Source organism: Streptomyces minutiscleroticus, from assembly GCF_014650875.1.
In the GTDB taxonomy this organism is placed as follows: Bacteria; Actinomycetota; Actinomycetes; order Streptomycetales; family Streptomycetaceae; genus Streptomyces; species Streptomyces minutiscleroticus.
In genome coordinates this window covers 1-22,991 of sequence record NZ_BMVU01000061.1, presented here as the reverse complement: position 1 = coordinate 22,991, position 22,991 = coordinate 1, and the positions used below count along the sequence as shown (strand labels likewise).

The window sequence follows — 22,991 nt, the reverse complement described above, 5'->3', positions numbered from 1 at the left end:
TGCGTGGATGAACGGGCCCGGAACCGAGTCAGCCCTGGCACGACTGCTCGCCACGGCCGTACCGGCACAGCACCGCAGGCTGGTGACCGACCTGGTGCGCACGGCCGTGACCGAGGCGATCGAGGCGGCCCGGCCGGGCACCGTGGACGTCCCCGATCCCGCCGCGCCGCTCGCCGCGCAGGGGCTCGACTCGCTCGCGGCGGTCGACCTGCACCGCAGGCTCACCGAGCGGACCGGCCTCGACCTGCCGGTCGGCCTCGCCTACGAGTGCCCCACCCTGTCCGACCTGGCCGGCCGGCTGCTGGCCGAGGCGCGGGGCACGGCCGGTGAGGAGGACCCCGCACCGCCCGCGGACGGCTCCGCCGCCGACGAGCCGGTGGCGGTCGTCGGCATCGGCTGCCGCTTCCCGGGCGGCGTCTCCTCGCCCGCCGACCTGTGGCGGCTGCTGACCGAGGGCGGCGAGGTGCTGTCGGGCTTCCCGCAGGACCGCGGCTGGGACCTGGACGCCCTCTTCGACGAGGACCCCGAGACGCCCGGCAGCGCCTACGTGCGCAGCGGCGGGTTCCTCGACACGGCCACCGGGTTCGACGCCGACTTCTTCGGCATCAGCCCGCGCGAGGCCCTGGGCATGGACCCGCAGCAGCGGCTGGTCCTGGAGACCTCCTGGCAGGCCCTGGAGGACGCCGGGATCGACCCCACGGCGCTGCGCGGCACCCCGGCGGGCATGTTCTTCGGCGCCGAGGTCCAGGAGTACGGGCCGCGCCTGCACGACGCCCCCGACGGGCTCGACGCCTATCTGCTGGCCGGCAACGCCTCCAGCGTCATCTCCGGCCGCGTCGCGTACGTCCTGGGCGCCGAGGGCCCCGCCGTCACCGTCGACACCGCCTGCTCCGCCTCCCTGGTCGCCCTCCACCTGGCGTGCCGCTCGCTGCGGCAGGGCGAGTCCTCCCTGGCCCTGGCGGGCGGGGTGGCCGTGATGGGCGGCCCCGGCGTGTTCACCGCCTTCAGCCGGCAGCGGGGCCTGGCGCCCGACGGCCGCTGCAAGGCGTTCGCCGAAGCCGCGGACGGCACCGGCTTCGCCGAGGGCGTCGGCGTACTGGTCCTGGAGCGGCTCTCCGACGCCCGGCGCAACGGGCACCGCGTGCTCGCCGTGGTCCGCGGCTCCGCCGTCAACCAGGACGGCGCCTCCAACGGCCTGACCGCTCCCAACGGCCTCTCCCAGCAGCGGCTGATCCGCCGGGCGCTGGCGGACGCCGGCCTCACCGCCGCCGACGTCGACATGGTCGAGGCGCACGGCACCGGGACGCGGCTGGGCGACCCGATCGAGGCCACCGCGCTGCTGGCCACCTACGGCCGGGGCCGCCCCGAGGGGGCCCCGCTGCTGCTCGGCTCGGTCAAGTCCAACCTCGGGCACACGCAGGCCGCCGCCGGCGTCGCCGGTGTGATCAAGGCGGTCCTCGCCATGCAGCACGGGGAGATACCGGCGACGCTGCACGTCGACGCCCCCACCTCGCACGTCGACTGGAGCTCCGGCAGCGTGGAGCTGGTCACCGAGCGGCGGCCGTGGCCGGAGACGGACCGGCCCCGGCGGACCGGGGTCTCCTCGTTCGGGGTCAGCGGCACCAACGCGCACGTCATCCTGGAGCAGCCCGAGCCCGAGCCCGCACCTGGCGCCACGGATTCCGGCTCCGGGCAGGCTCCCGCCGCCGGGATCCCGCTGCTCTTCCCCCTGTCCGCCCGGGGCGAGGCCGCCCTGCGCGCCCGCGCCGCCGACCTGCTGCCGCTGGTGGACACGGCGGAGCCGGCCGACCTCGCGCACTCCCTGGCCACCACCCGCGCCGCCCTCCCCGACCGCGCCGTCCTCGTCGCCGCCGACCGCGCCGAACTGCGCGCGGCCCTCGGCGCCCTGGCCTCGGGCGCCACCCCGCTCGCGGAGTCCGCCGACGGGGAACTGGCCTTCCTGTTCACCGGGCAGGGCAGCCAGCGGCCCGGGATGGGCCGCGAACTGGCCGCCGCCCACCCGGTGTTCGCCCGCGCCCTCGACGAGGTCTGCGCCCACTTCGACCTCCAGCTCCCGCGGCCCCTCGCCGACGTCCTCCTGGCCGGACCCGGCACACCGGAGGCGGAGCTGCTGCACCGCACCGAGTACGCGCAGCCCGCGCTCTTCGCCGTCGAGGTCGCCCTGTACCGGCTCCTGGAGAGCTGGGGCCTGACACCGGACCAGCTCGCCGGGCACTCGGTCGGCGAGATCGCCGCCGCGCACGTGGCGGGCGTGCTCACCCTCCAGGACGCGACGATCCTGGTCGCCGCCCGGGGCCGGCTCATGCAGGCCCTCCCCGAAGGCGGCGCCATGGCCGCCGTGCGCGCCTCCGCGGAGGAGGTGGCGCCGCTGCTCACCCCGCGCACGGGCATCGCCGCGGTCAACGGGCCCGCCTCCGTGGTGGTCTCCGGCGACCTGGCCGACGTGGAGCGCATCACCGCCGAACTCGCCGCGCGCGGCCACGACACCAAGCGCCTCCGCGTCAGCCACGCCTTCCACTCGCCGCTGATGGAACCGATGCTGGCGGAGTTCCGCCGGGTCGTCCACGTCCTGGACTACGCCCCGCCCGCGCTGCCGGTCGTGTCCACCGTCACCGGCGGCCCCGTCACCTCCGAGCTGTGCGACCCCGAGTACTGGGTGGAGCACGTGCGCGCCCGGGTCCGCTTCCACGACGCCGTGCGCGGGCTGGCCGACGCGGGAGTGCGCACCTTCCTGGAGGTCGGCCCCGACGCGGTGCTGTCCGCCATGGGCCCGGACTGCACCGACGCCGCCGGCACCGCCTTCCTGCCGGTGCTGCGCCGGGACCGGCCCGAGGCGCGCGAGGCCGCCTCCGCGGTGGCCGCCGCCCACGCCCGCGGCGTCCCCGTCGACTGGGAGCGGCACGTCGCCGCGCTGGGCGGCCGCCGGATCGACCTGCCCCTCTACCCCTTCCAGCGGCGCCGGTTCTGGCTGGAGCAGTCCGCAGCCACCGACGCCACCGGGCTCGGCCAGCTGCCCGCCGGGCACCCGCTGCTGGCCGCCGTGGTCGCCGTCGGCGCCGAGGGCGTCGTCCTGACCGGACGGCTGTCCACCCGGACCCAGCCCTGGCTGGCCGACCACGTCATCGCCGGACGGGTGCTCTTCCCCGGCACCGCCTTCGTCGAACTCGCCCTGCACGCGGGCGACCAGGTGGGCGCGGGCACCCTGGAGGAGCTCACCCTCGGCGCCCCGCTGGTGCTGCGCGCCGACGAGGACGTCGCGGTCCAGGTCGCCGTGGGCGAGCCCGACGACTCCGGCCGCCGCGAGGTCACCGTCCGCACCCGCGCCGACGAGGCGGCGCCCTGGGTCCTGCACGCCGCCGGCGTCCTCACCGCCACCGCCCCGGCCGCCGCGCCGGAGCCGCGGGCGTGGCCGCCGAGCGGGGCCGAACCCCTGGACACCACCGGGGTCTACGCGGACCTCGCCGACCAGGGCTACGGCTACGGGCCCGCCTTCCAGGGCCTGCGCGCCGCCTGGCGGCACGGCGACACCGTGTACGCCGAGGTCGCCCTGGCGGAGGACGCCGCCGCCGGCGCCGCGAAGTTCGGGCTGCACCCCGCCCTGCTCGACGCCGCGCTGCACGCCGCCGACCTCGGCGCCCCGCCGCGCCCCGAGGTGCTCGTACCGTTCGCCTGGACCGGTGTCACCCTGCACGCCGCCGGCGCGTCGGCCCTGCGGGTGAGCATCACGCGCGGCGGCGGCGACACCATCGCCCTCCGCCTCGCCGACCCCACCGGCGCCCCGGTGGCCGACATCGAGGCCCTGACCTCCCGTCCCGTACAGGACAACGACGTCCTGTACGCGGTGCGGTGGTCGCCGCACCCCCGCCCGGCGGCCACCGCACCCCTGCGCACCGCCGTCCTGGAGGACGTCCCCGGGACCGTCGAGGACGCCGTCGAGGCCCTGCTCGACGGCCCCGCGCCGGACGCCGTCGCGCACCGCGTCCCCGGCCCGGCCGGCGCCGCGGCCGACGACGCGCGCGCCCACGCCGGACACGTGCTGCGGCTGCTGCGCGGCTGGCAGGCCGACGCCCGCCTCGCGGACACCCGGCTCGTCGTCGTCACTCCGCCCGACAGCCCCGCCCACGCGGCCGTACGCGGCCTGGTGCGGTCCGCGCAGGCCGAGAACCCGGGCCGCTACGTCCTCGTCGAGCACGACGCGCTGCCCTCCGAGGCCGAGCTGCGCCAGGTCCTCGCCACCGGCGAGCCCGAACTCTCCCTCGCCGGCGGCCGCTTCGCCGTGCCGCGGCTGACCGCGGAGGCGTCCTCCGCGCCGGCCCCGGCCGCCGACTGGGGCACGGTCCTGATCACCGGCGGCACCGGCGGCCTCGGCGCGCTGCTCGCCCGGCACCTGGTGCGCGCCCACGGCGTCCGCCGCCTGCTGCTCGCCGGCCGCCGGGGCACGGCTCCCGAGCTGAGCGCCGAACTCACCGCGCTGGGCGCCGAGGTCACCGTGGCCGCCTGCGACGTGGGCGACCGCGAGGCGCTGCGCCGCCTGCTGGACGAGCACCCCGTCGACTCCGTCGTGCACGCGGCGGGCACCGTCCGCGACGGCGTCGTCGACACCCTCACCGAGGACATGGTCGACGAGGTCTTCCACGCCAAGGCGCTGGGCGCCTGGCACCTGCACGAGCTGACCCGGGAGCGTGGCCTCGCCCGCTTCGTGCTGTTCTCCTCCCTGGCCGCCGTCCTCGACGGACCCGGCCAGGGCAACTACGCCGCCGCCAACGCCTACCTCGACGCCCTCGCCGGGCACCGCGCCGCGCTCGGCCTGCCCGCCACCGCGCTCGCCTGGGGGCTGTGGGCCACGGACAGCGGCATGGGCGCCGCGCTGGACGGCACCGCGCGGGAGCGCATCGCCTCCTACGGCACCCCCGGCCTGTCCGCCGAGAGGTCCCTGGAGCTGTTCGACGCCGCCGTCCGCTCCGGCGCGCCCCACCTGGTGCCCGTCGAGATCGACGCGGCCGCCGTGCGCCGCCGCCCCGACGGCGTACCGCCGCTGCTGAGCACCCTCGTACGCCCGGTCACCCGCCGGGCCGCCGCGCACGCCGCCCCGGCGGGCAGCGCGGCCACAGGGCTGGCCGCCCTGCCCGCCGCCGACCGCGACCGCGCGCTGCTGGACCTGGTGCGCACCGAGGTGGCGGCCGTGCTGCGGCACGACGGGCCGTCCGCGGTCGACCCCGGCCGGGCGTTCACGGAGCTCGGCTTCGACTCGCTGGCCTCCGTCGAACTGCGCAACCGGCTGAACACCGCCACCGGACTGCGGCTGCCCGCCACCCTCGTCTTCGACCACCCCACCTCGCGCGCCCTCGCCGACCACATCCGCGACACCCTCTTCGGCACCGGCGCGCAGGCGACCTCCCCGGCGGGCCGGGCCGGCGCCGCCGCGGACGACGACCCGATCGTCATCGTCGGCATGAGCTGCCGCTACCCCGGCGGCGTCCGCTCCCCGGAGGACCTGTGGCGGCTCGTCGCCGACGGCGTCGACACCGTCGGCGCATTCCCGGCCGACCGGGGCTGGGACACCGAGGCGCTGTACGACCCCGAGCCCGGCACCCCCGGCCGCACCTACACCCGCGAGGGCGCCTTCCTGTACGACGCCGCGGAGTTCGACGCCGACTTCTTCGGCATCGGCCCGCGCGAGGCCACCGCCATGGACCCGCAGCAGCGGCTGCTCCTTGAGGTGTCCTGGGAGGCGCTGGAGCGCTCGGCCATCGACCCGGCGGCCCTGCGCGGCTCGCGCACCGGCGTGTTCGCGGGCGTCATGTACCACGACTACGGCACCTGGCTGACCGAGGTGCCCGAGGACCTCGCCGCCTACCTCGGCAACGGCAGCCTCGGCAGCGTCGTCTCCGGCCGCGTCGCCTACGCCCTCGGCCTGGAGGGCCCGGCGGTCACCGTCGACACCGCCTGCTCCTCCTCGCTGGTCACCCTGCACCTGGCGGCCCAGGCCCTGCGGCAGGGCGAGTGCGACCTGGCCCTGGTCGGCGGCGTGACCGTCATGTCGACCCCGGACACCTTCGTCGACTTCGCGCGCCAGCGCGGCCTGGCCGCCGACGGCCGCTGCAAGTCCTTCGCCGCCGCGGCCGACGGCACCGGCTGGGGCGAGGGCGTCGGCATGCTCGTCGTCGAGCGCCTCTCCGACGCGCGCCGCAACGGGCACCGGGTGCTCGCCGCGGTACGCGGCTCCGCCGTCAACTCCGACGGCGCCTCCAACGGTCTGACCGCCCCCAACGGCCCCTCCCAGCAGCGCGTCATCCGCGCCGCGCTGGCCGCCGCCGGGCTCACGCCCGCCGACGTCGACGCCGTCGAGGCGCACGGCACCGGCACCACCCTCGGCGACCCCATCGAGGCGCAGGCGCTGCTGGCCACCTACGGCCAGGAGCGGCCGGACGGCACCCCGCTGTGGCTGGGCTCCGTCAAGTCGAACATGGGGCACACGCAGGCCGCCGCCGGTGTCGCGGGCGTCATCAAGATGGTGATGGCGATGCGGCACGGCGTCCTGCCGCGCACGCTGCACGTCGACGCGCCCTCCCCGCAGGTCGACTGGAGCGCCGGAGCCGTCGAACTGCTCACCGAGCAGCGGCCCTGGCGGGCACCCGGCCGGCCGCGCCGCGCCGGTGTCTCCTCGTTCGGCATCAGCGGCACCAACGCCCACGTCATCATCGAGGAGTTCACCGAGCCGGAGCCGGAGCCGGAGCCGGAGCCGGAGCCGCAGTCGCGGCCGGAGCCGGACACGGCGTCCCCGGCCGCCGTCCCCGTGCCGTTCGCGCTGCCCGTCTCCGCGCGCTCGGCCGGGGCCCTGCGGGGCCAGGCCGAGCGCCTGCGGGAACTGACCGGCACCGTCCCCGCCGACCTCGGCCGGGCGCTGGCCACCACCCGCGGCACCCACGCCCACCGCGCCGTCGTCCTCGCGGCGGACGAGACGGAGGCCGCCGCCGGCCTGGACGCCCTGGCCCGCGGCGCCGAGGCGCCCGGACTGCTCGTCACCGGCACCGCCACCGACGGCCTCCTGGCGTACCTCTTCTCCGGGCAGGGCGCCCAGCGGCCCGGCATGGGCCGCGACTGGTACGCCGCCTTCCCGGTCTACGCCGAGCACTTCGACCGTGTCGCCGCGCTGTTCGACAAGCACCTGGAACGGCCGCTGGCCGAGGTCGTCCTCGGCGGCGACGCCGGGACCCTGGAGCGGACCGCCTACACCCAGGCGGCCCTGTTCACCACGCAGGTCGCCCTCTACCGGCTGCTGGAGTCCTTCGGGCTGCGCCCCGACCGGCTGGCCGGCCACTCCGTGGGCGAGTTCGCCGCCGCGCACGTGGCGGGCGTGTGGTCGCTGCAGGACGCCGTCACCGCGGTCGCCGCCCGGGGCCGGCTCATGCAGGCGCTGCCCGAGGGCGGCGCGATGGTCGCCGTCCAGGCGTCGGAGGAGGAGGTGGCGCCGCTGCTGGACGAGCGGTGCGGCCTCGCCGCCGTCAACGGCCCCCACGCCGTGGTCGTCTCCGGCGACGAGGACGCCGTCGCCGAGGTCGCCGCGCACTTCGCCACCACCCGCAGGCTGCGCGTCTCGCACGCCTTCCACTCGCCCCGCATGGAGCCCGTGCTGGAGGAGTTCCGGCGGGTCATGGAGGGCCTCACGGCCGCGGAGCCGGCCGTGCCCATCGTCTCCACCCTCACCGGCGTCCCCGCCACGGCCGCCGAACTCGGCTCCGCCGACTACTGGGTGCGGCACGTGCGCGAGACCGTGCGCTTCGCCGACGCCGTCGGCACCCTGGCCGGACAGGGCGTCGACACCTTCCTCGAACTCGGCGCCGCGCCCGTGCTCACCGCCCTGGGCCCGGACTGCGTCGCGGAGGCCGAGCACGACGAGGACATCGCCTTCGTCCCCGCGGCCCGCAAGGACGTCCCTCAGGTCCCGGGCCTGCTCGCCGCCCTGGCCGCCGTGCACGCGCGGGGCGCGGACGTCGACTGGTCCGCCCTGTACGCCGGGCACCCCGGACGCCCGGTCGACCTGCCCACCTACGCCTTCGAGCACCGCCACTACTGGCTGCCCACGCCCGTCGTCGTCGGCGACGCGGCCGGGCACGGCCTGGCCGCCGAGGACCACCCGCTGGTCAGCGCCCGCCTGGACCTGCCGGGCGACGCCGGCCTGCTGCTCACCGGCCGGATCTCCACCGCCACCCACCCGGTCCTCGCCGAACACGCCGTCCTGGGCACGGTGCTGGTCCCCGGCGCCGCGCTGGTCGACCTCGCCCTGCACGCCGGGCACCTGACCGGCCGCCCCGTGCTGGAGGAGCTGACCCTCCAGGCCCCGCTGGCGCTGCCCGCGGACACCGCCGTACGCCTCCAGGTCGCCGTCCGGCCCGACGGCACCGTGGAGATCCACTCGCGGCCCGAGGACGCCCCCGCGGACGAGGACTGGACCCGGCACGCCACCGGCACCCTCGCCGAGCAGGCCGCCGGGACCCCGCCCGCCCCCGCGTCCGGCGCCTGGCCGCCGCCCGGCGCCACGCCGCTCGACGTCGCCGGCCTCTACCCGCGCCTGCACGCCGAGGGCTACGACTACGGTCCCGTCTTCCGCGGCGTACGGGCCGCGTGGCGGCACGGCGACACCGTCCTCGCCGACCTCGAACTGCCCGCGAGCACCAAACAGGACGCCGCCCGGCACGCCCTGCACCCGGCGCTGCTGGACGCCGCCCTGCACGCCACGTCCCTGGCGGACGACGGCGCCGGCGACACCGGGACGGACGGCACGGTGGCCCTGCCCTTCGCCTGGACGGGCGTCAGCCTGCACGCCCGGGGCGCCCTGGCCGCCCGCGTCCGCGTCACCCCCGGACCCGACGGCACCCGCGTCGAGCTGGCGGACACCCGGGGACGGCCGCTGGCCACCGTGGAGTCGTACGTCACCCGCCCCGTCACCGCCGACCGGCTCGCCGGGCGACGGCGCCACCTGTACGCGGTCGAGGGCGAGGCGCTGCCCGACGCCACCGGCCGTCCCGACCGCCGCACCTGGGCGGTCCTCGGCGACGACGACCTCGGCCTCGGCGTCCCGGTCCACCCCGGCCCGGACGCGCTCGGCGCCGCCGTGCCCGACGTGGTCCTGTACCCGGTGCCGGGCCCGCGCGCCGAGGGGGACCGGGTGCCCGACGAGGTGCGCACCGCCCTGGAGCGCACGCTCGGCGTGCTGAGGACGTGGCTCGCCGACGAGCGGTACGCCGCGTCGGTGCTCGTGGTCCTCACCGGGGGCACCCTCGCCGACGGCGCGGTGCACGGCCTGGTGCGGGCCGCCCAGGCCGAGGACCCCGGCCGGGTCGTCCTCGTCGGGCGGACGCACCCGCAGGACCCGGTGCCGGACCGCACCGCGCTGGCCGCCGTCCTGGACTCCGGGGAACCGGAGGTGGTGTGGCGGGACGGCCGGGCGCACGCGCCCCGGCTGGTGCGCGCCGACGACCTCGGCTCCCCGCACGCCGACCGCCCCTGGGGCACCGTCCTCGTCACCGGCGGCACCGGCGGCCTCGGCGCCCTGGTGGCCCGGCACCTCGTCACCCGGCACGGCGTCACCCGCCTGGTGCTGGCCGGCCGCCGCGGACCGCAGGCCCCCGGCGCCGACCGGCTGCGCGGGGAGCTGGCCGGGCTGGGCGCGACGGCCGAGATCGTCGCCTGCGACGTCGCCGACCGCGAGGCCCTCGCCGCGCTGCTGGCCGCGCACCCCGTCGACAGCGTCGTGCACACCGCGGGCGTCCTCGACGACGGACTGGTCGGCTCGCTGACGCCCGCGCGCCTGGACACCGTCCTGCGGCCCAAGGCGGACGCCGCCTGGCACCTGCACGAACTGACCCTCGACCGGGGGCTGTCCCGCTTCGTGCTGTTCTCCTCGGCCGCGGGCACCGTCGACGCGTCCGGGCAGGGCAACTACGCCGCCGCCAACGCCTTCCTCGACGCCCTGGCCGCCCACCGGGCCGCCCTGGGGCTGGCCGCCACCTCCCTGGCGTGGGGCCTGTGGGCCGGCGGCGGCATGGGCGCGGGCCTCGACGCCGCAGAGGTGCAGCGCATCGAGAGGTCCGGCATCGGCGCGCTCGACCCGGACGAGGCGCTGGAGCTGTTCGACGCCGCCGTGGCCGGCGGCCGCCCCGCCCTGGTGCCCGTACGGCTGGACACCGCGGCCCTGCGCCGGCGCGGCGACGACGTGCCCGCCGTGCTGCGCACACTGGCCGGCGTCGCGGTCCGCGCGGCCCAGCAGGAGCAGGCCCGCACGCTGGGCGAGCGCCTGGCCCACCTGCCCGCCGCCGACCACGAGCACACCGTCCTGGAGGCGGTCCGCACCGAGGTCGCGGCCGTCCTCGGCCACGCCGGGCCGTCGGCCGTCGAACCCCGGCGCGCCTTCACCGAGCTGGGCTTCGACTCGCTCGCCGCGGTCGAGCTGCGCAACCGGCTGAACGCGGCCAGCGGACTGCGCCTGCCCTCCACGCTCATCTTCGACCACCCCACCCCGGCGGCGCTGGCCGGCCACCTCCTCGGCCGGCTCGCGCCCGACGCCCCCGGCACCCCGGGCAGCGCGGACACCGGCGCCCGGCAGGGCGACGACGCCGAGGTGCGGGCGCTGATCTCCCGCATCCCGGTCGACCGGATCCGGGCGGCCGGCCTGCTGGACAGCCTCCTGAAGCTGTCCGAACCGGCCCCGGCCGCCACCGTCACCGCCGCCGAACCGGCCCGGGACATCAAGTCCATGGCCGTGGCCGACCTGGTGCGCGCCGCGCTCGACCGCAGCGGCACGCAGTGACCCGCCCCGGTGCCGGACGACGCGTCGCGTCCGGCACCGGGCCATCCCGTTCCGGCGCATCCTCCACCGCGTCACCAGCGCCGCCGAGCCAGCAGGGAGCGACACCGACCGTGGACACATCCGTCGAGCAGATCGTCGAGGCGCTGCGCGAGTCATTGCTCGAGAACGAGCGGCTGCGCCGGCAGAACGCGGAGATCACCGAGGCGGCGCACGAGCCCGTCGCGATCGTCGCCATGAGCTGCCGCTACCCCGGCGGCGTCAGCACGCCCGAGCAGCTGTGGCAGCTGGTCGACGCCGGAGTGGACGCCGTGGGCGACTTCCCCGGCAACCGCGACTGGGACGTGGAGGCGATCTACGACCCCGACCCCGACGCCCCCGGCCGCACGCACGTGCGCGAGGGCGGGTTCCTGTACGACGCCCCCGACTTCGACCCCGGCTTCTTCGGCATCAGCCCGCGCGAGGCCGTCGCCATGGACCCGCAGCAGCGGCTGCTCCTGGAGACGGCCTGGGAGGCGTTCGAGCGCGCCGGCATCGACCCGCACACCCTGCGCGGCAGCCGCACCGGCATCTACGCGGGCGTGATGTACCACGACTACGGCAGCTGGCTCACCGACGTGCCGGAGGGCGTCGAGGGCTACCTCGGCAACGGCAACCTCGGCAGCGTCGCCTCCGGCCGGGTCTCCTACACCCTCGGCCTGGAGGGCCCGGCGGTCACCGTCGACACCGCCTGCTCCTCCTCGCTGGTCGCCCTCCACCTGGCGGTGCAGGCGCTGCGCACCGGCGAGTGCTCCCTGGCCCTGGCGGGCGGCGTGACGGTGATGTCCACGCCCGACACCTTCATCGACTTCTCCCGCCAGCGCGGGCTCGCCCTGGACGGCCGCTGCAAGTCCTTCGCCGAGGGCGCGGACGGCACCGGCTGGGGCGAGGGCGCGGGGCTGCTGCTCCTGGAACGGCTCTCCGACGCCCGGCGCAACGGGCACCGCGTGCTGGCCGTGGTCCGCGGCTCCGCCGTCAACCAGGACGGCGCCTCCAACGGCCTGACCGCCCCGAACGGCCCCTCCCAGCAGCGCGTCATCCGCGCCGCGCTCGCCGACGCCCGCCTGGAGCCCCGCCAGGTGCACGCCGTCGAGGCGCACGGCACCGGCACCCCGCTCGGCGACCCCATCGAGGCGCAGGCGCTGCTGGCCACCTACGGCCAGGACCGCGGCGGGGCGGACCCCCTGTGGCTGGGCTCCGTGAAGTCCAACATCGGGCACACCCAGGCCGCCGCCGGTGTCGCGGGCGTCATCAAGATGGTGATGGCCATGCGCCACGGCCGCCTGCCCAGGACCCTGCACGCCGACCGGCCCACCTCCCAGGTGGACTGGGAGGCCGGCGCCGTCGAACTGCTCGGCGAGGCCCGCGACTGGCCGGCCGGCGACGAGCCCCGCCGCGCCGCCGTGTCCTCCTTCGGCATCAGCGGCACCAACGCCCACGTCATCGTCGAGGCCGCCCCCGAGCCCGAGCCGCGCGAGCAGGAGCCCGTCTGGAGCGGGCCGCTGCCGCTGGTGCTCTCCGGGCGGGGCGGGAAGGGCCTCGCCGCCCAGGCCCGCCGCGTCCTGGACCACCTGAGCGCCGGGTCCGACCCCGTACCGGACGTCGCCCACGCCCTGGCCACCACCCGGGCCGCGCTGGACGAGCGCGCCGTGGTCGTCGGCGCCGACCTGCCCGCCCTCACGGCCGGCCTGACCGCCCTCGCCGAGGGCGGCACCGCGCCCGGCGTGGTGCGCGGGACGCCGGCGGGGGAGTCCCGGATCGCGTTCGTCTTCCCCGGACAGGGCTCCCAGTGGGCCGGCATGGCCGCCGACCTCCTCGACGCCTCACCGGTGTTCGCCGCCGCGATGGCCGACTGCGCCGAGGCCCTCGCGCCGGTCACCGACTGGGACCTGATCGAGACCGTGCGGGCCCGGCAGCCGCTGGAGCGGGTGGAGGTCGTCCAGCCCGTGCTGTGGGCGATCATGGTGTCGCTGGCCGCGGTGTGGCGCGCCCACGGGGTGCGGCCCGCCGCCGTCGTCGGCCACTCCCAGGGCGAGATCGCCGCCGCCTGCGTGGCCGGCGCGCTCTCCCTGGCCGACGGCGCCCGCGTCGTGGCCCTGCGCGCCCGCGCCATCGCCGAGGACCTCTCCGGGCGCGGCGGCATGATGTCGGTGGCGCTGCCCGAGGCCCGGGCGCGCGAACTCGTCGCTCCCTACGGCGGCCGGGTCTCGGTGGCCGCGGTCAACGGCGCCTCCTCGGTGGTGCTCTCCGGCGACGCCGACGCCCTCGACGCGCTGCGCGAGGAGATCGTGGCCGACGGCGGCCGGGCCAAGCGGCTCCCCGTGGACTACGCCTCGCACTGCGCGCACGTCGAGTCGGTCCGCGAGCGGCTCCTCGCCGACCTGGCGGGCGTCGAGGCCCGCCCGGCCGAGGTGCCGTTCTACTCCACCGTCACCGGCGCCCCGCTCGACACCACCGGCCTCGACGCCGCGTACTGGTACACGAACCTGCGGCAGGGCGTGCTGTTCGAGCCCACCACCCGCGCCCTGCTGGAGGCCGGGTACGGGGTGTTCGTCGAGTGCAGCCCGCACCCGGTGCTGCTGCACAGCATCGAGGAGACCGCCGACGCCGCCGGCGGCGACGTCACCGGGCTCGGCTCGCTGCGCCGCGACGACGGCGGCCCCGACCGCGTCCTGGCCTCGCTGGGCGAGGCGTTCACGGCCGGCGTGCCGGTCGACTGGTCGGCGGTCTTCGACGGCCTGCCGGTACGCGCCGCCGACCTGCCCACCTACGCCTTCCAGCGCGAGCGGTACTGGCTGGGCCGCTCGGCGGCGGCCGGCGACGTCGCCGCCGCCGGGCTGCGGGCCGCCGGCCACCCGCTGCTGGGCGCGGCCGTCCAGGTCGCCGAGGGCGGCACGCTGTTCACCGGTCGGCTCTCCACGGCCACCGCGCCCTGGCTGGCCGACCACGCCGTCGCCGGCACCGTCCTGCTGCCCGGCACCGCCCTGGTGGAGCTCGCGCTGAGCGCCGGGCACGAGACGGGCTGCGGGCACGTCGCCGAACTCACCCTCCAGGCGCCGCTGGTGCTGCCCGAGAGGGGCGCGCTCCAGATCCAGCTGCACCTGGCCGCCCCCGGCGGCGGCGGCCACCGCGCGCTGACCGTCCACTCCCGGCCCGAGGACGCGGACGACACCGCCTGGACCCTGCACGCCTCCGGCCTGCTCGCCCCGCAGACCACCGAGCCCGGCTTCGACCTCGCGGCCTGGCCGCCGCGCGGCGCCGAGCCCGTACCGGTCGACGGCGCCTACGAGGACCTGGCCGCCCTCGGCTACGACTACGGTCCCGCCTTCCAGGGCCTGCGCGCGGTCTGGCGGCGCGGCGACGAGACCTTCGCCGAGGTCGAACTGGACGGCGAGGCAGGCGCGTTCGGCCTGCACCCGGCCCTGTTCGACGCGGCCCTGCACGCCGACGGCCTCGGGGCGGGCGCCCGGGACGGCGAGGGCACCGCCCGGCTGCCCTTCGCCTGGACCGGCGTGTCGCTGTACGCGGCCGGGGCCACCGCCCTGCGCGTCCGCCTGCACGGCGGCGACACCCTCTCCCTGCAGCTGGCCGACCCCACCGGCGCTCCCGTCGCCGCCGTGGAGGCCCTGGTGTCCCGGCCCGTCGACCCCGCCGCGCTCGCCCCGGCCGCCCGCGTCGACGACCTGTACCGCCTGGACTGGCCGGCGCTGCCCGTGCCGGAGGCCCCCGCCCCCGCGTACGCTGTGCTGGACGAGCGGGGCACGGCCGCGCTGGACGAGGTGCCCGAGTGGGTGGTGCTGCCGGTCGCCGGCGACCCCGCCGACCCGGCGGGCGCCGCCCGCGGCACGACCGGGCGGGTGCTGACCGCCGTACAGGAGTGGCTGGCCGACGGACGCACCGACGGCGCCCGGCTGCTGGTGCTCACCGAGGGTGCCGTGGCCGCCGGCGAGGAGGACGTCGCCGACCTGGCGGGCGCCGCCGTGTGGGGCCTGGTCCGGGCCGCGCAGGGGGAGCACCCCGGGCGGCTGGTCCTCGTGGACCGCGCCGCCGGAGCGGGTGACCCCGGGGCGGCCGTGGCCGCCGCGGCGGCGAGCGGCGAACCCCAGCTCGCCCTGCGCGGCGGCACCGCGCACGTGCCCCGCCTGGCCCGCACCGCCCCGCGGGGCCCGGCGCCCTCGCTCGACCCCGACGGCACCGTGCTGGTCACCGGCGGCACCGGCGTGCTCGGCGCCCTGGTCGCGCGGCACCTGGTCACCGAGTACGGCGTGCGCCGCCTGGTCCTGGCGGGGCGCAGCGGCACCGCCGCCGACGACTTCGCCGACCTCGACGCCGACGTGACCGTGGCCCGCTGCGACGCGGCCGACCGCGGACAGCTGGCCGGGCTCCTCGACGGGATACCCGCCGCGCACCCCCTGACCGCGGTCGTCCACCTCGCCGGCGTCCTGGACGACGGGCTGGTCACCGACCAGACCGCCGAGCGCCTGGACGCCGTCCTGCGTCCCAAGGCGGACGCGGCCTGGCACCTGCACGAGCTGACGCGGGACCTGGACCTGGCCGCGTTCGTGCTGTTCTCCTCCGCCGCCGGCACCGTCGACGGCGCCGGGCAGTCCGGGTACGCCGCCGCCAACGCCTTCCTCGACGCCCTCGCCGCCCACCGCAGGCACCGGGGTCTGCCCGCGCACTCCCTGGCCTGGGGCTTCTGGGAGCAGCGCACCGGCCTGACCGCCCACCTCACCGACGCCGACGTGGAGCGCATGGCCCGGGCGGGCGTCCGGCCGATCCCCACCGGCGAGGGCCTGCGGCTGCTCGACGCGGCCCTCGCCGCCGACGCGCCGCTGCTGGTCCCCATCGGCCTCGACCTCGCCGTCCTGCGCCGCGCCGGCGAGGTCCCCTCCGTCCTGCGCGCCCTGGTGCCCGCGGCGGCCCGGCGCACCGCGGCCGCCCGCACGGACTCCGCCCCGCTCGCCGACCGGCTGGCCGCCCTCGGCCCCGCCGAGCGCGACGCGGCCCTCACGGAGCTGGTCCGCACCCACGTCGCCGCCGTCCTCGGGCACGGCGACGACATGGTGCTCGACCCGCGCCGCTCGTTCCGCGAGTCCGGCTTCGACTCGCTGACCGCCGTCGAACTGCGCAACCGCCTGGGCGCCGCCGCGGGCCTGCGGCTGCCCGCCACGCTCGTCTTCGACCACCCGGACGCGGGCGCCCTGGTGGCGTACCTGAGGACGGAGCTCCTCGGAGAGGACGCGCCGGACGCGGCGGAGCCCGTGCCCGTCGCCCGGGAAGCGGACGAACCGGTCGCCATCGTGGGCATGTCCTGCCGCTTCCCCGGCGGCGTCACCACGCCGGAGGAGCTGTGGCGGCTGCTGGCCGACGGCGGCGACGGCATCGGCGCCTTCCCCGCCGACCGCGGCTGGGACCTGGAGAACCTGTACGACCCGGAGCCGGGCAAGGCCGGCCACTGCTCCACCCGGGCGGGCGGATTCCTGTACGACGCCGCCGACTTCGACCCCGACTTCTTCGGCATCGGCCCGCGCGAGGCCCTCGCCATGGACCCCCAGCAGCGGCTGCTCCTGGAGACGTCCTGGGAGGCGCTGGAGCGCGCCGGCATCGACCCGCAGTCCGTGCGCGGCAGCCGCACCGGCGTCTTCGCCGGGATCATGTACCACGACTACGGCAGCCGGCTGCACCACGTGCCCGAGGCGGTGCGCGACTACCTCGGCAACGGCAGCCTCGGCAGCGTCGCCTCCGGCCGCGTCGCCTACGCCCTCGGCCTGGAGGGCCCGACGCTCACCGTCGACACGGCGTGCTCCTCGTCGCTGGTGGCGCTGCACCTCGCCGCCCAGGCCCTGCGCCAGGGCGAGTGCACGCTGGCCCTCGCGGGCGGTGTGTCGGTGATGTCGACGGTCGACACGTTCGTGGACTTCAGCAGGCAGCGCAACCTCGCCGCCGACGGCCGCGCCAAGTCCTTCGCCGACGCGGCGGACGGCACGGCCCTGTCGGAGGGCGCCGGCGTGCTGGTCCTGGAGCGGCTGTCGGACGCGCGGCGTCTCGGTCACCCGGTGCTGGCGGTGGTGCGCGGCTCGGCGGTGAACCAGGACGGCGCCTCCAACGGCCTGACCGCGCCGAACGGCCCCTCGCAGCAGCGGGTCATCCGCCAGGCCCTGGCCAGCGGCGGCCTGTCGGCCGGCGAGGTGGACGCGGTCGAGGCGCACGGCACGGGGACCACGCTGGGCGACCCGATCGAGGCGCAGGCACTGCTGGCCACGTACGGCCAGGACCGCGAGGAGGACCGGCCGCTGTGGCTGGGCTCGGTGAAGTCCAACCTGGGCCACACCCAGGCCGCCGCGGGCGTCGCCGGTGTGATCAAGATGGTGATGGCGATGCGCCACGGCGTCCTGCCGCGGACGCTGCACGTGGACGAGCCGTCCACCGAGGTCGACTGGGACGCCGGACACGTGCGGCTCCTGACGGAGGATCAGGAGTGGCCGCGCACCGGCCGGCCGCGGCGTGCGGGCGTGTCCTCCTTCGGCATCAGCGGCACCAACGTCCACACGATCATCGAGGAGGCGCCCGCGGAGGAGCCCGTGCCGGACGCCGTGCCGGACGACGCGCCGGCGGCGGCCCCGCTGCTCCCCGCCGTGGTCTCCGGCGCCACCCCCGAGGCCCTGGCCGCCCAGGCCGCCCGGCTGCGGGAGGTCGCGGACCGCCCGCTGACGGACCTGGCGTACTCCCTGGTCACGAGCCGCGCCGCCCTCACCCACCGGGCCGCGGTCGTCGCCCGGGACCGGGACGAACTCCTCGCCGGACTCGACGCGCTGGCCGCCGGCACGGCCTCCGACGCGGTCGTCCGCGGCCGTCCCGCGGGCGGCAAGGTCGCCTTCCTCTTCACCGGCCAGGGCGCCCAGCGCCCCGGCATGGGCCGGGAGCTGTACGCCGCCCACCCCGCGTTCCGGCGGGCCCTGGACGAGGCGTGCCGGGCGCTCGACGCCCACCTGGACCGCCCGCTGAAGGAGGTCATGTGGGCCGGGCCCGGCACCGACGCGGCCGGTCTGCTGGACCGCACCCTGTACACGCAGAGCGCCCTGTTCGCCGTGGAGGTGGCCCTGTACCGGCTCCTGGAGTCCTGGGGCGTGCGCCCGGACCGGCTGGCCGGCCACTCCATCGGCGAGCTGGCGGCCGCCCACGTCGCCGGCGTCTGGGACCTGGCGGACGCCGCCCGGCTGGTCACCGCGCGCGGCCGGCTCATGCAGGCACTCCCGGAGGGCGGCGCGATGCTCGCCGTCGACGCCACCGAGGAGGAGGTGCTGCCGCACCTGGGCGCCGAGGTGTCCCTCGCCGCCGTCAACGGTCCCCGGGCCGTCGTGGTCTCCGGCACCGAGGCCGCCGTGGCGGCCGTGGCGGAGACCTTCGCCGGACGCCGCACCAAGCGGCTGAAGGTGTCGCACGCCTTCCACTCGCCGCTGATGGACCCGATGCTGGCCGAGTTCGAGAAGGTCGCCCGGGAGCTGCGGTTCGCCCCGCCCGCGATCCCCCTCGTCTCCGACGTCACCGGGGAGCGCGCCACCGAGGACGAGCTGTGCTCGCCCGAGTACTGGGTCCGGCACGCCCGCGAGGCGGTCCGCTTCGGCGACGCCGTCCGCGCCCTGGAGGCCGACGGCGTGCGCACCTTCCTCGAACTCGGCCCCGACGCGGTCCTGACCGCCATGGGCGCGCAGGCCGTCGCCGACCCCGGGCGCTCGGCGTTCGTCCCGGCGCTGCGCCGGGACCGCGACGAGGAGCGCACGCTCGCCGCGCTCCTCGGCACCCTCCACGTGCGCGGTACGGCCGTCGACTGGGAGCGGGTCTTCGCGGGCACCGGAGCCCGCCGCACCGACCTGCCGACGTACGCCTTCCAGCGGCAGCGGCTCTGGCTGGACGACGCCCCCGGCGCGGCCGGCGACGCGGGCGGCCTCGGCCAGGCCCCGGCCGGGCACCCGCTGCTCGGCGCCGCCCTCGCCCTGGCCGCCGACGACACGGTCGCCCTGACCGGCCGCCTCTCCCTGGCCACCCACCCGTGGCTCGCGGACCACGCGGTCGCCGGAGTCGTCCTCGTCCCGGGCAGCGCCTTCGTCGAACTCGCCGTCCAGGCGGGCGACCGCACGCACTGCCCGCACGTGGAGGAGCTCACCCTCGAACGGCCCCTGGTCCTGCCCGGTCAGGGCGCCGTCCACCTCCAGGTCGCCGCCGCGGCCCCCGACGCCGACGGACGCCGGCGCCTGACGGTGCACGCCCGCCCGGAGGGCACGGACGCCGGCTGGACGCGGCACGCCACGGGCGTCCTGGCCCCGCAGGGCGCCCCCGAACCGGAAGCGGTCACGGCCTGGCCGCCGGCCGGCGCCGTCGCCGTCGACGTGACCGGCACCTACGACCACCTCGCCGAGCAGGGCTACGGCTACGGCCCCCTGTTCCGCTGCCTGCGCGGCGCGTGGCGGCTCGGGGAGGAGGTCTGCGCCGAACTCGTCCTGCCCGACCCCGGCGCGGCCGAGGGCTTCGGCCTCCACCCCGCGCTCCTGGACTCCGCCCTGCACGCCATCGACCTGCTCGACGGCCAGGACCCCACCGTCATGACCCTGCCCTTCTCCTGGGAGGGCGTCACCCTGCACGCCGCCGGGGCCACCGCGCTGCGCCTGCGCCTGACCCCGCACGGCACCGACCGCATGACCCTGCGCCTGTACGACGGCACCGGCGCGCCGGTCGCCGAGGCGGAGTCCCTGCGCATCCGCCAGGTGACCGCCGAGCAGCTGAACGCGGCCGGGGCCGGGGCCGGGGCCGGGTCCGGGGCCGGGTCCGGGCCCGGCGACCTGTTCCGGCTGGAGTGGACCCCGCTGGCCGTGCCCGCCGACGGCTCCGCGCCCGCACCCCGCACCCTCGCCGTCACCGCGGGCACCGGCGCCGACCTGCCGGACCTGGCCCGCGAGACCGCCGTACGCGCGCTCGCCGCGCTGCAGGAGCACCTCGCCGGGGAACCGGACGGCGCGCCGCTGGTGGTCCTCACCCGGTCCGCCGTCGCCGTGGGCCCCGACGACGTGCCCGACCCGGCCCAGGCCGTGGTCTGGGGCATGGTGCGGGCGGCCGCCGTCGAGCACCCCGGCCGGTTCGTGCTCGCCGACACCGACGGCGACCCGGCGTCGGACGCCGTCCTCGCGGCGGCCGTCGCGAGCGGCGCGCCCGAACTCGCCCTGCGGGCGGGCACGGTGCACACCCCGGCGCTGGCCGCGGCAACCGGGGAGGAGGCGGCCCCGGCGGCGGCCCTGGACCCGCAGGGCACCGTCCTCGTCACCGGCGGCACCGGCAGCCTGGGCCGCCTGCTGGCCCGGCACCTGGTCACCCGGTACGGCGTACGCCACCTGCTGCTGACGAGCCGCAGCGGCCGGAGTCCGCAGCCGGAGGCGCTCGAGGGGCTGACCGCCCTCGGGGCGACCGTGACCGTCGCCGCCTGCGACGCCGCCGACCGCGCCGCGCTCGCGGACCTGCTGGCGTCCGTGCCCGCCGAGCACCCGCTGACGGCGGTGGTGCACGCCGCGGGCGTCCTGGACGACGGACTGCTCACCGACCTCACCCCGCAGCGGACGGAGGCGGTGCTGCGGCCCAAGGCGGACGCCGCCTGGCACCTGCACGAACTCACCCGCGACCTGGACCTGGCCGCCTTCGTGCTCTTCTCCTCCGCCGCCGGCACCCTGGGGGCGGCGGGACAGGCCAACTACGCCGCGGGCAACGCCTTCCTCGACGCCCTCGCCGTCCTGCGGCGCGCCGAGGGGCTGCCCGCCCTCTCGCTGGGCTGGGGGCTGTGGGACACCGGCGAGGGCATGGCGGCCGGACTCGACGAGACCGGGATGCGCCGGCTGGCCCGCGACGGGATCCTGCGGCTGCCCGCCGAGCGGGCGCTGGCCCTCTTCGACCGGTCCCTGGCCGACGGCAGCGCCCTGCTGCTGCCGGTCCGGGTCCAGGTCACCGAGGACGCCCCGGCCCTGGTGCGGGGCCTGGCCCCGGCCCCGGCGCCGGCGCCGGCGCGCCGCACCGCCCACGCGGCCGGCGCCGCGGCGGCACCCGCCGAGCCGCTGGCCGCGCGGCTGGCCGGACTCGGCGCCGCCGAGGGCAGGCGGCTGCTGGTGGAGACGGTGTGCCGGCACGTCGCGGAGGTCCTCGGACACGGTTCGGGCGACGCCGTGGACCCCGAGCGGTCCCTGGGCGATCTGGGCGTGGACTCCCTCGCCGCGCTCGAACTGCGCAACCGGCTCGGCGCCGAGACCGGACTGCGGCTGTCCTCCACCCTCACCTTCGACCACCCGACGTCCGACGCGCTCGCCGCGCACCTCTTCGAGGAGCTGGGCGGGGACACCGCCGAGGAGCGGGTCGACGTGGAGGCCGAGGTGGTGCGGCTGGAGGCGCTGCTGGGCGCCGCCCTGGAGGCGGCCGCGCTCGACGAGGAGCAGCGCGCCCGGGTCGCGCTCCGGCTGCGCACCCTCAGCGCCCGCTGGGACGGGTCGGGGGAGTGGCGCGAGCCCGAGGCCGGCCGGTCCGGCGGGACGGGGCTCGAATCGGCAACGGCCGACGAGCTGTTCGGCATCCTCGACGACGAACTCGGCACCCTGAACTGAGACACGGTCCGGTGGACCGGAGGGCCCGGGGCACCCGCCCCGGGCCCTCCCGCGTGCCCCGCACCCTCCCGCGCTCCGGCGCGTACCGCCCCGTCCCGTCGTACGTCCCCGGGCCCCTGGCCGGTCCGCCCCTTCGTACGTCCCCGGGCCCTCGGCCGCCCCGTCCCGTCGTACGTCCCCGGACCCCTGGCCGGTCCGCCCCTTCGTACGTTCCCGGGCCCTCGGCCGGTCCGCCCCTTCGTGAGTTCCCGGGACCCCTGGCCGGTCCGCGCCGGTCCGCGGGCGCCGGAGCCCTCCGCGGGCCCTGCCCCACCCGTACGCTCCGGGCCTTCTGCGGGACCGGTGCCGTGCGCCCGGCGGCCCCGCTCGGCGCACGCTCCCGGCCCCGCCGCCCCCACCGACGGCACGGCCGCGGCCCCTCGCGTCCGGGCACGGCCGGCGGGGGACCGCGGACGGCACGACGGAGCGCGGCCCCGCCGGCGGGTGTCCGGCGGGGCCGCGCTCCGTGCGTTCGGGGGGTCCGGGGGTTCAGCCCGCGGACGAGTGGGTGCCGGACCAGCGGTCGGACAGCTTGGGTATGCGGTGTTCCAGCATCTTCGACGGCAGCTCCGAGCGGCTGGCCACGTTCAGCTTGCGGTAGACACGGGTGAGGTGCTGCTCGACCGTGCTGATGGTGACGTGGAGCCGGCCGCTGATCTCCCGGTTGGTGTAGCCGAGCGCGGCGAGCCCGGCGACCCGGCACTCCGCGTCGCTCAGCAGGGCGGGAGCGTCCTCGGAGGCGGAGACCTCGGACCGGGCGGGGTCCTCCAGCAGATGGGCGTCGACCGGCGACTCGACGCGGCAGGCCGCCGCCTCCCGGGCGGCCTGCCGGGCCACCAGGCGGGCGCGGGCGTACTCGCCGAGTTCGTAGTGGGCGGCCGACAGGTCGGCGTAGGCATGGGCGAGGGAGTAGCGGTCGCCGGACGTCTTGAGCAGGTCGATCGCCTCGCGCAGCAGGGAGGCCCGGCGATGCGGCTTGCTGGTCGTGGCCAGCAGGTGCAGGGCCATGGCCTGGGCGCGGGAGCTGTGCCCGCCGGGCAGCCGCAGCTGCTCCTCGGCCCACTCCCGGGCCGTGCGGGCCTTGCCGATGCGCAGGTTGGCCAGGGCCAGGTCGGACCGCCAGGGGATGCCCATCTGGAGGTTGGGGTTGCCCTCGCGCATCAGACGGCTGCACGTCTCGAAGTCGTTGAGCGCGGCGAACGGCCGGTCCGTGTCGAGGTAGTGGTGGCCGCGGGCGCGCAGGTACTGGATGCCGAACACGGTGCGGAACATCGGTTCGGGCACGTCGCGCTTGAGCAGTTCCTCGGACTCGCCGAAGGCACGCAGGGCGGTGTGGGCGGAGATGGCCGTCGACAGCGGGAGCCCGATGAGGACGCCCCAGCTCTGCGCGTGCAGCATGCCGAGCGCCGTGAGCGCGCCCTGCGCCGCGGTCTTCATGTCGCCCTGGA

Annotated in this window: 3 protein-coding genes; 2 read left to right on the top strand and 1 reads right to left on the bottom strand. The window is 77.8% G+C overall.

The window, feature by feature from the left end:
- Window positions 1–7 precede the first annotated feature (7 nt).
- Entirely contained in the window at window positions 8–10,831 is a 10,824-nt protein-coding gene (locus IE271_RS34255) for a type I polyketide synthase (RefSeq protein ID WP_190194380.1), read from the top strand.
- Window positions 10,832–10,941: 110 nt separating this feature from the next.
- Window positions 10,942–21,504 carry a type I polyketide synthase gene (locus IE271_RS34250; protein ID WP_190194379.1) on the top strand — a complete coding sequence of 3,521 codons (10,563 nt, stop codon included), beginning with the start codon at window positions 10,942–10,944 and terminating at the stop codon, window positions 21,502–21,504.
- Window positions 21,505–22,032: 528 nt separating this feature from the next.
- Here the strand turns inward: IE271_RS34250 and IE271_RS34245 are convergent.
- Window positions 22,033–22,991: helix-turn-helix transcriptional regulator (locus IE271_RS34245; protein WP_229919754.1), on the bottom strand; the 959-nt coding region annotated here is incomplete at its 5' end.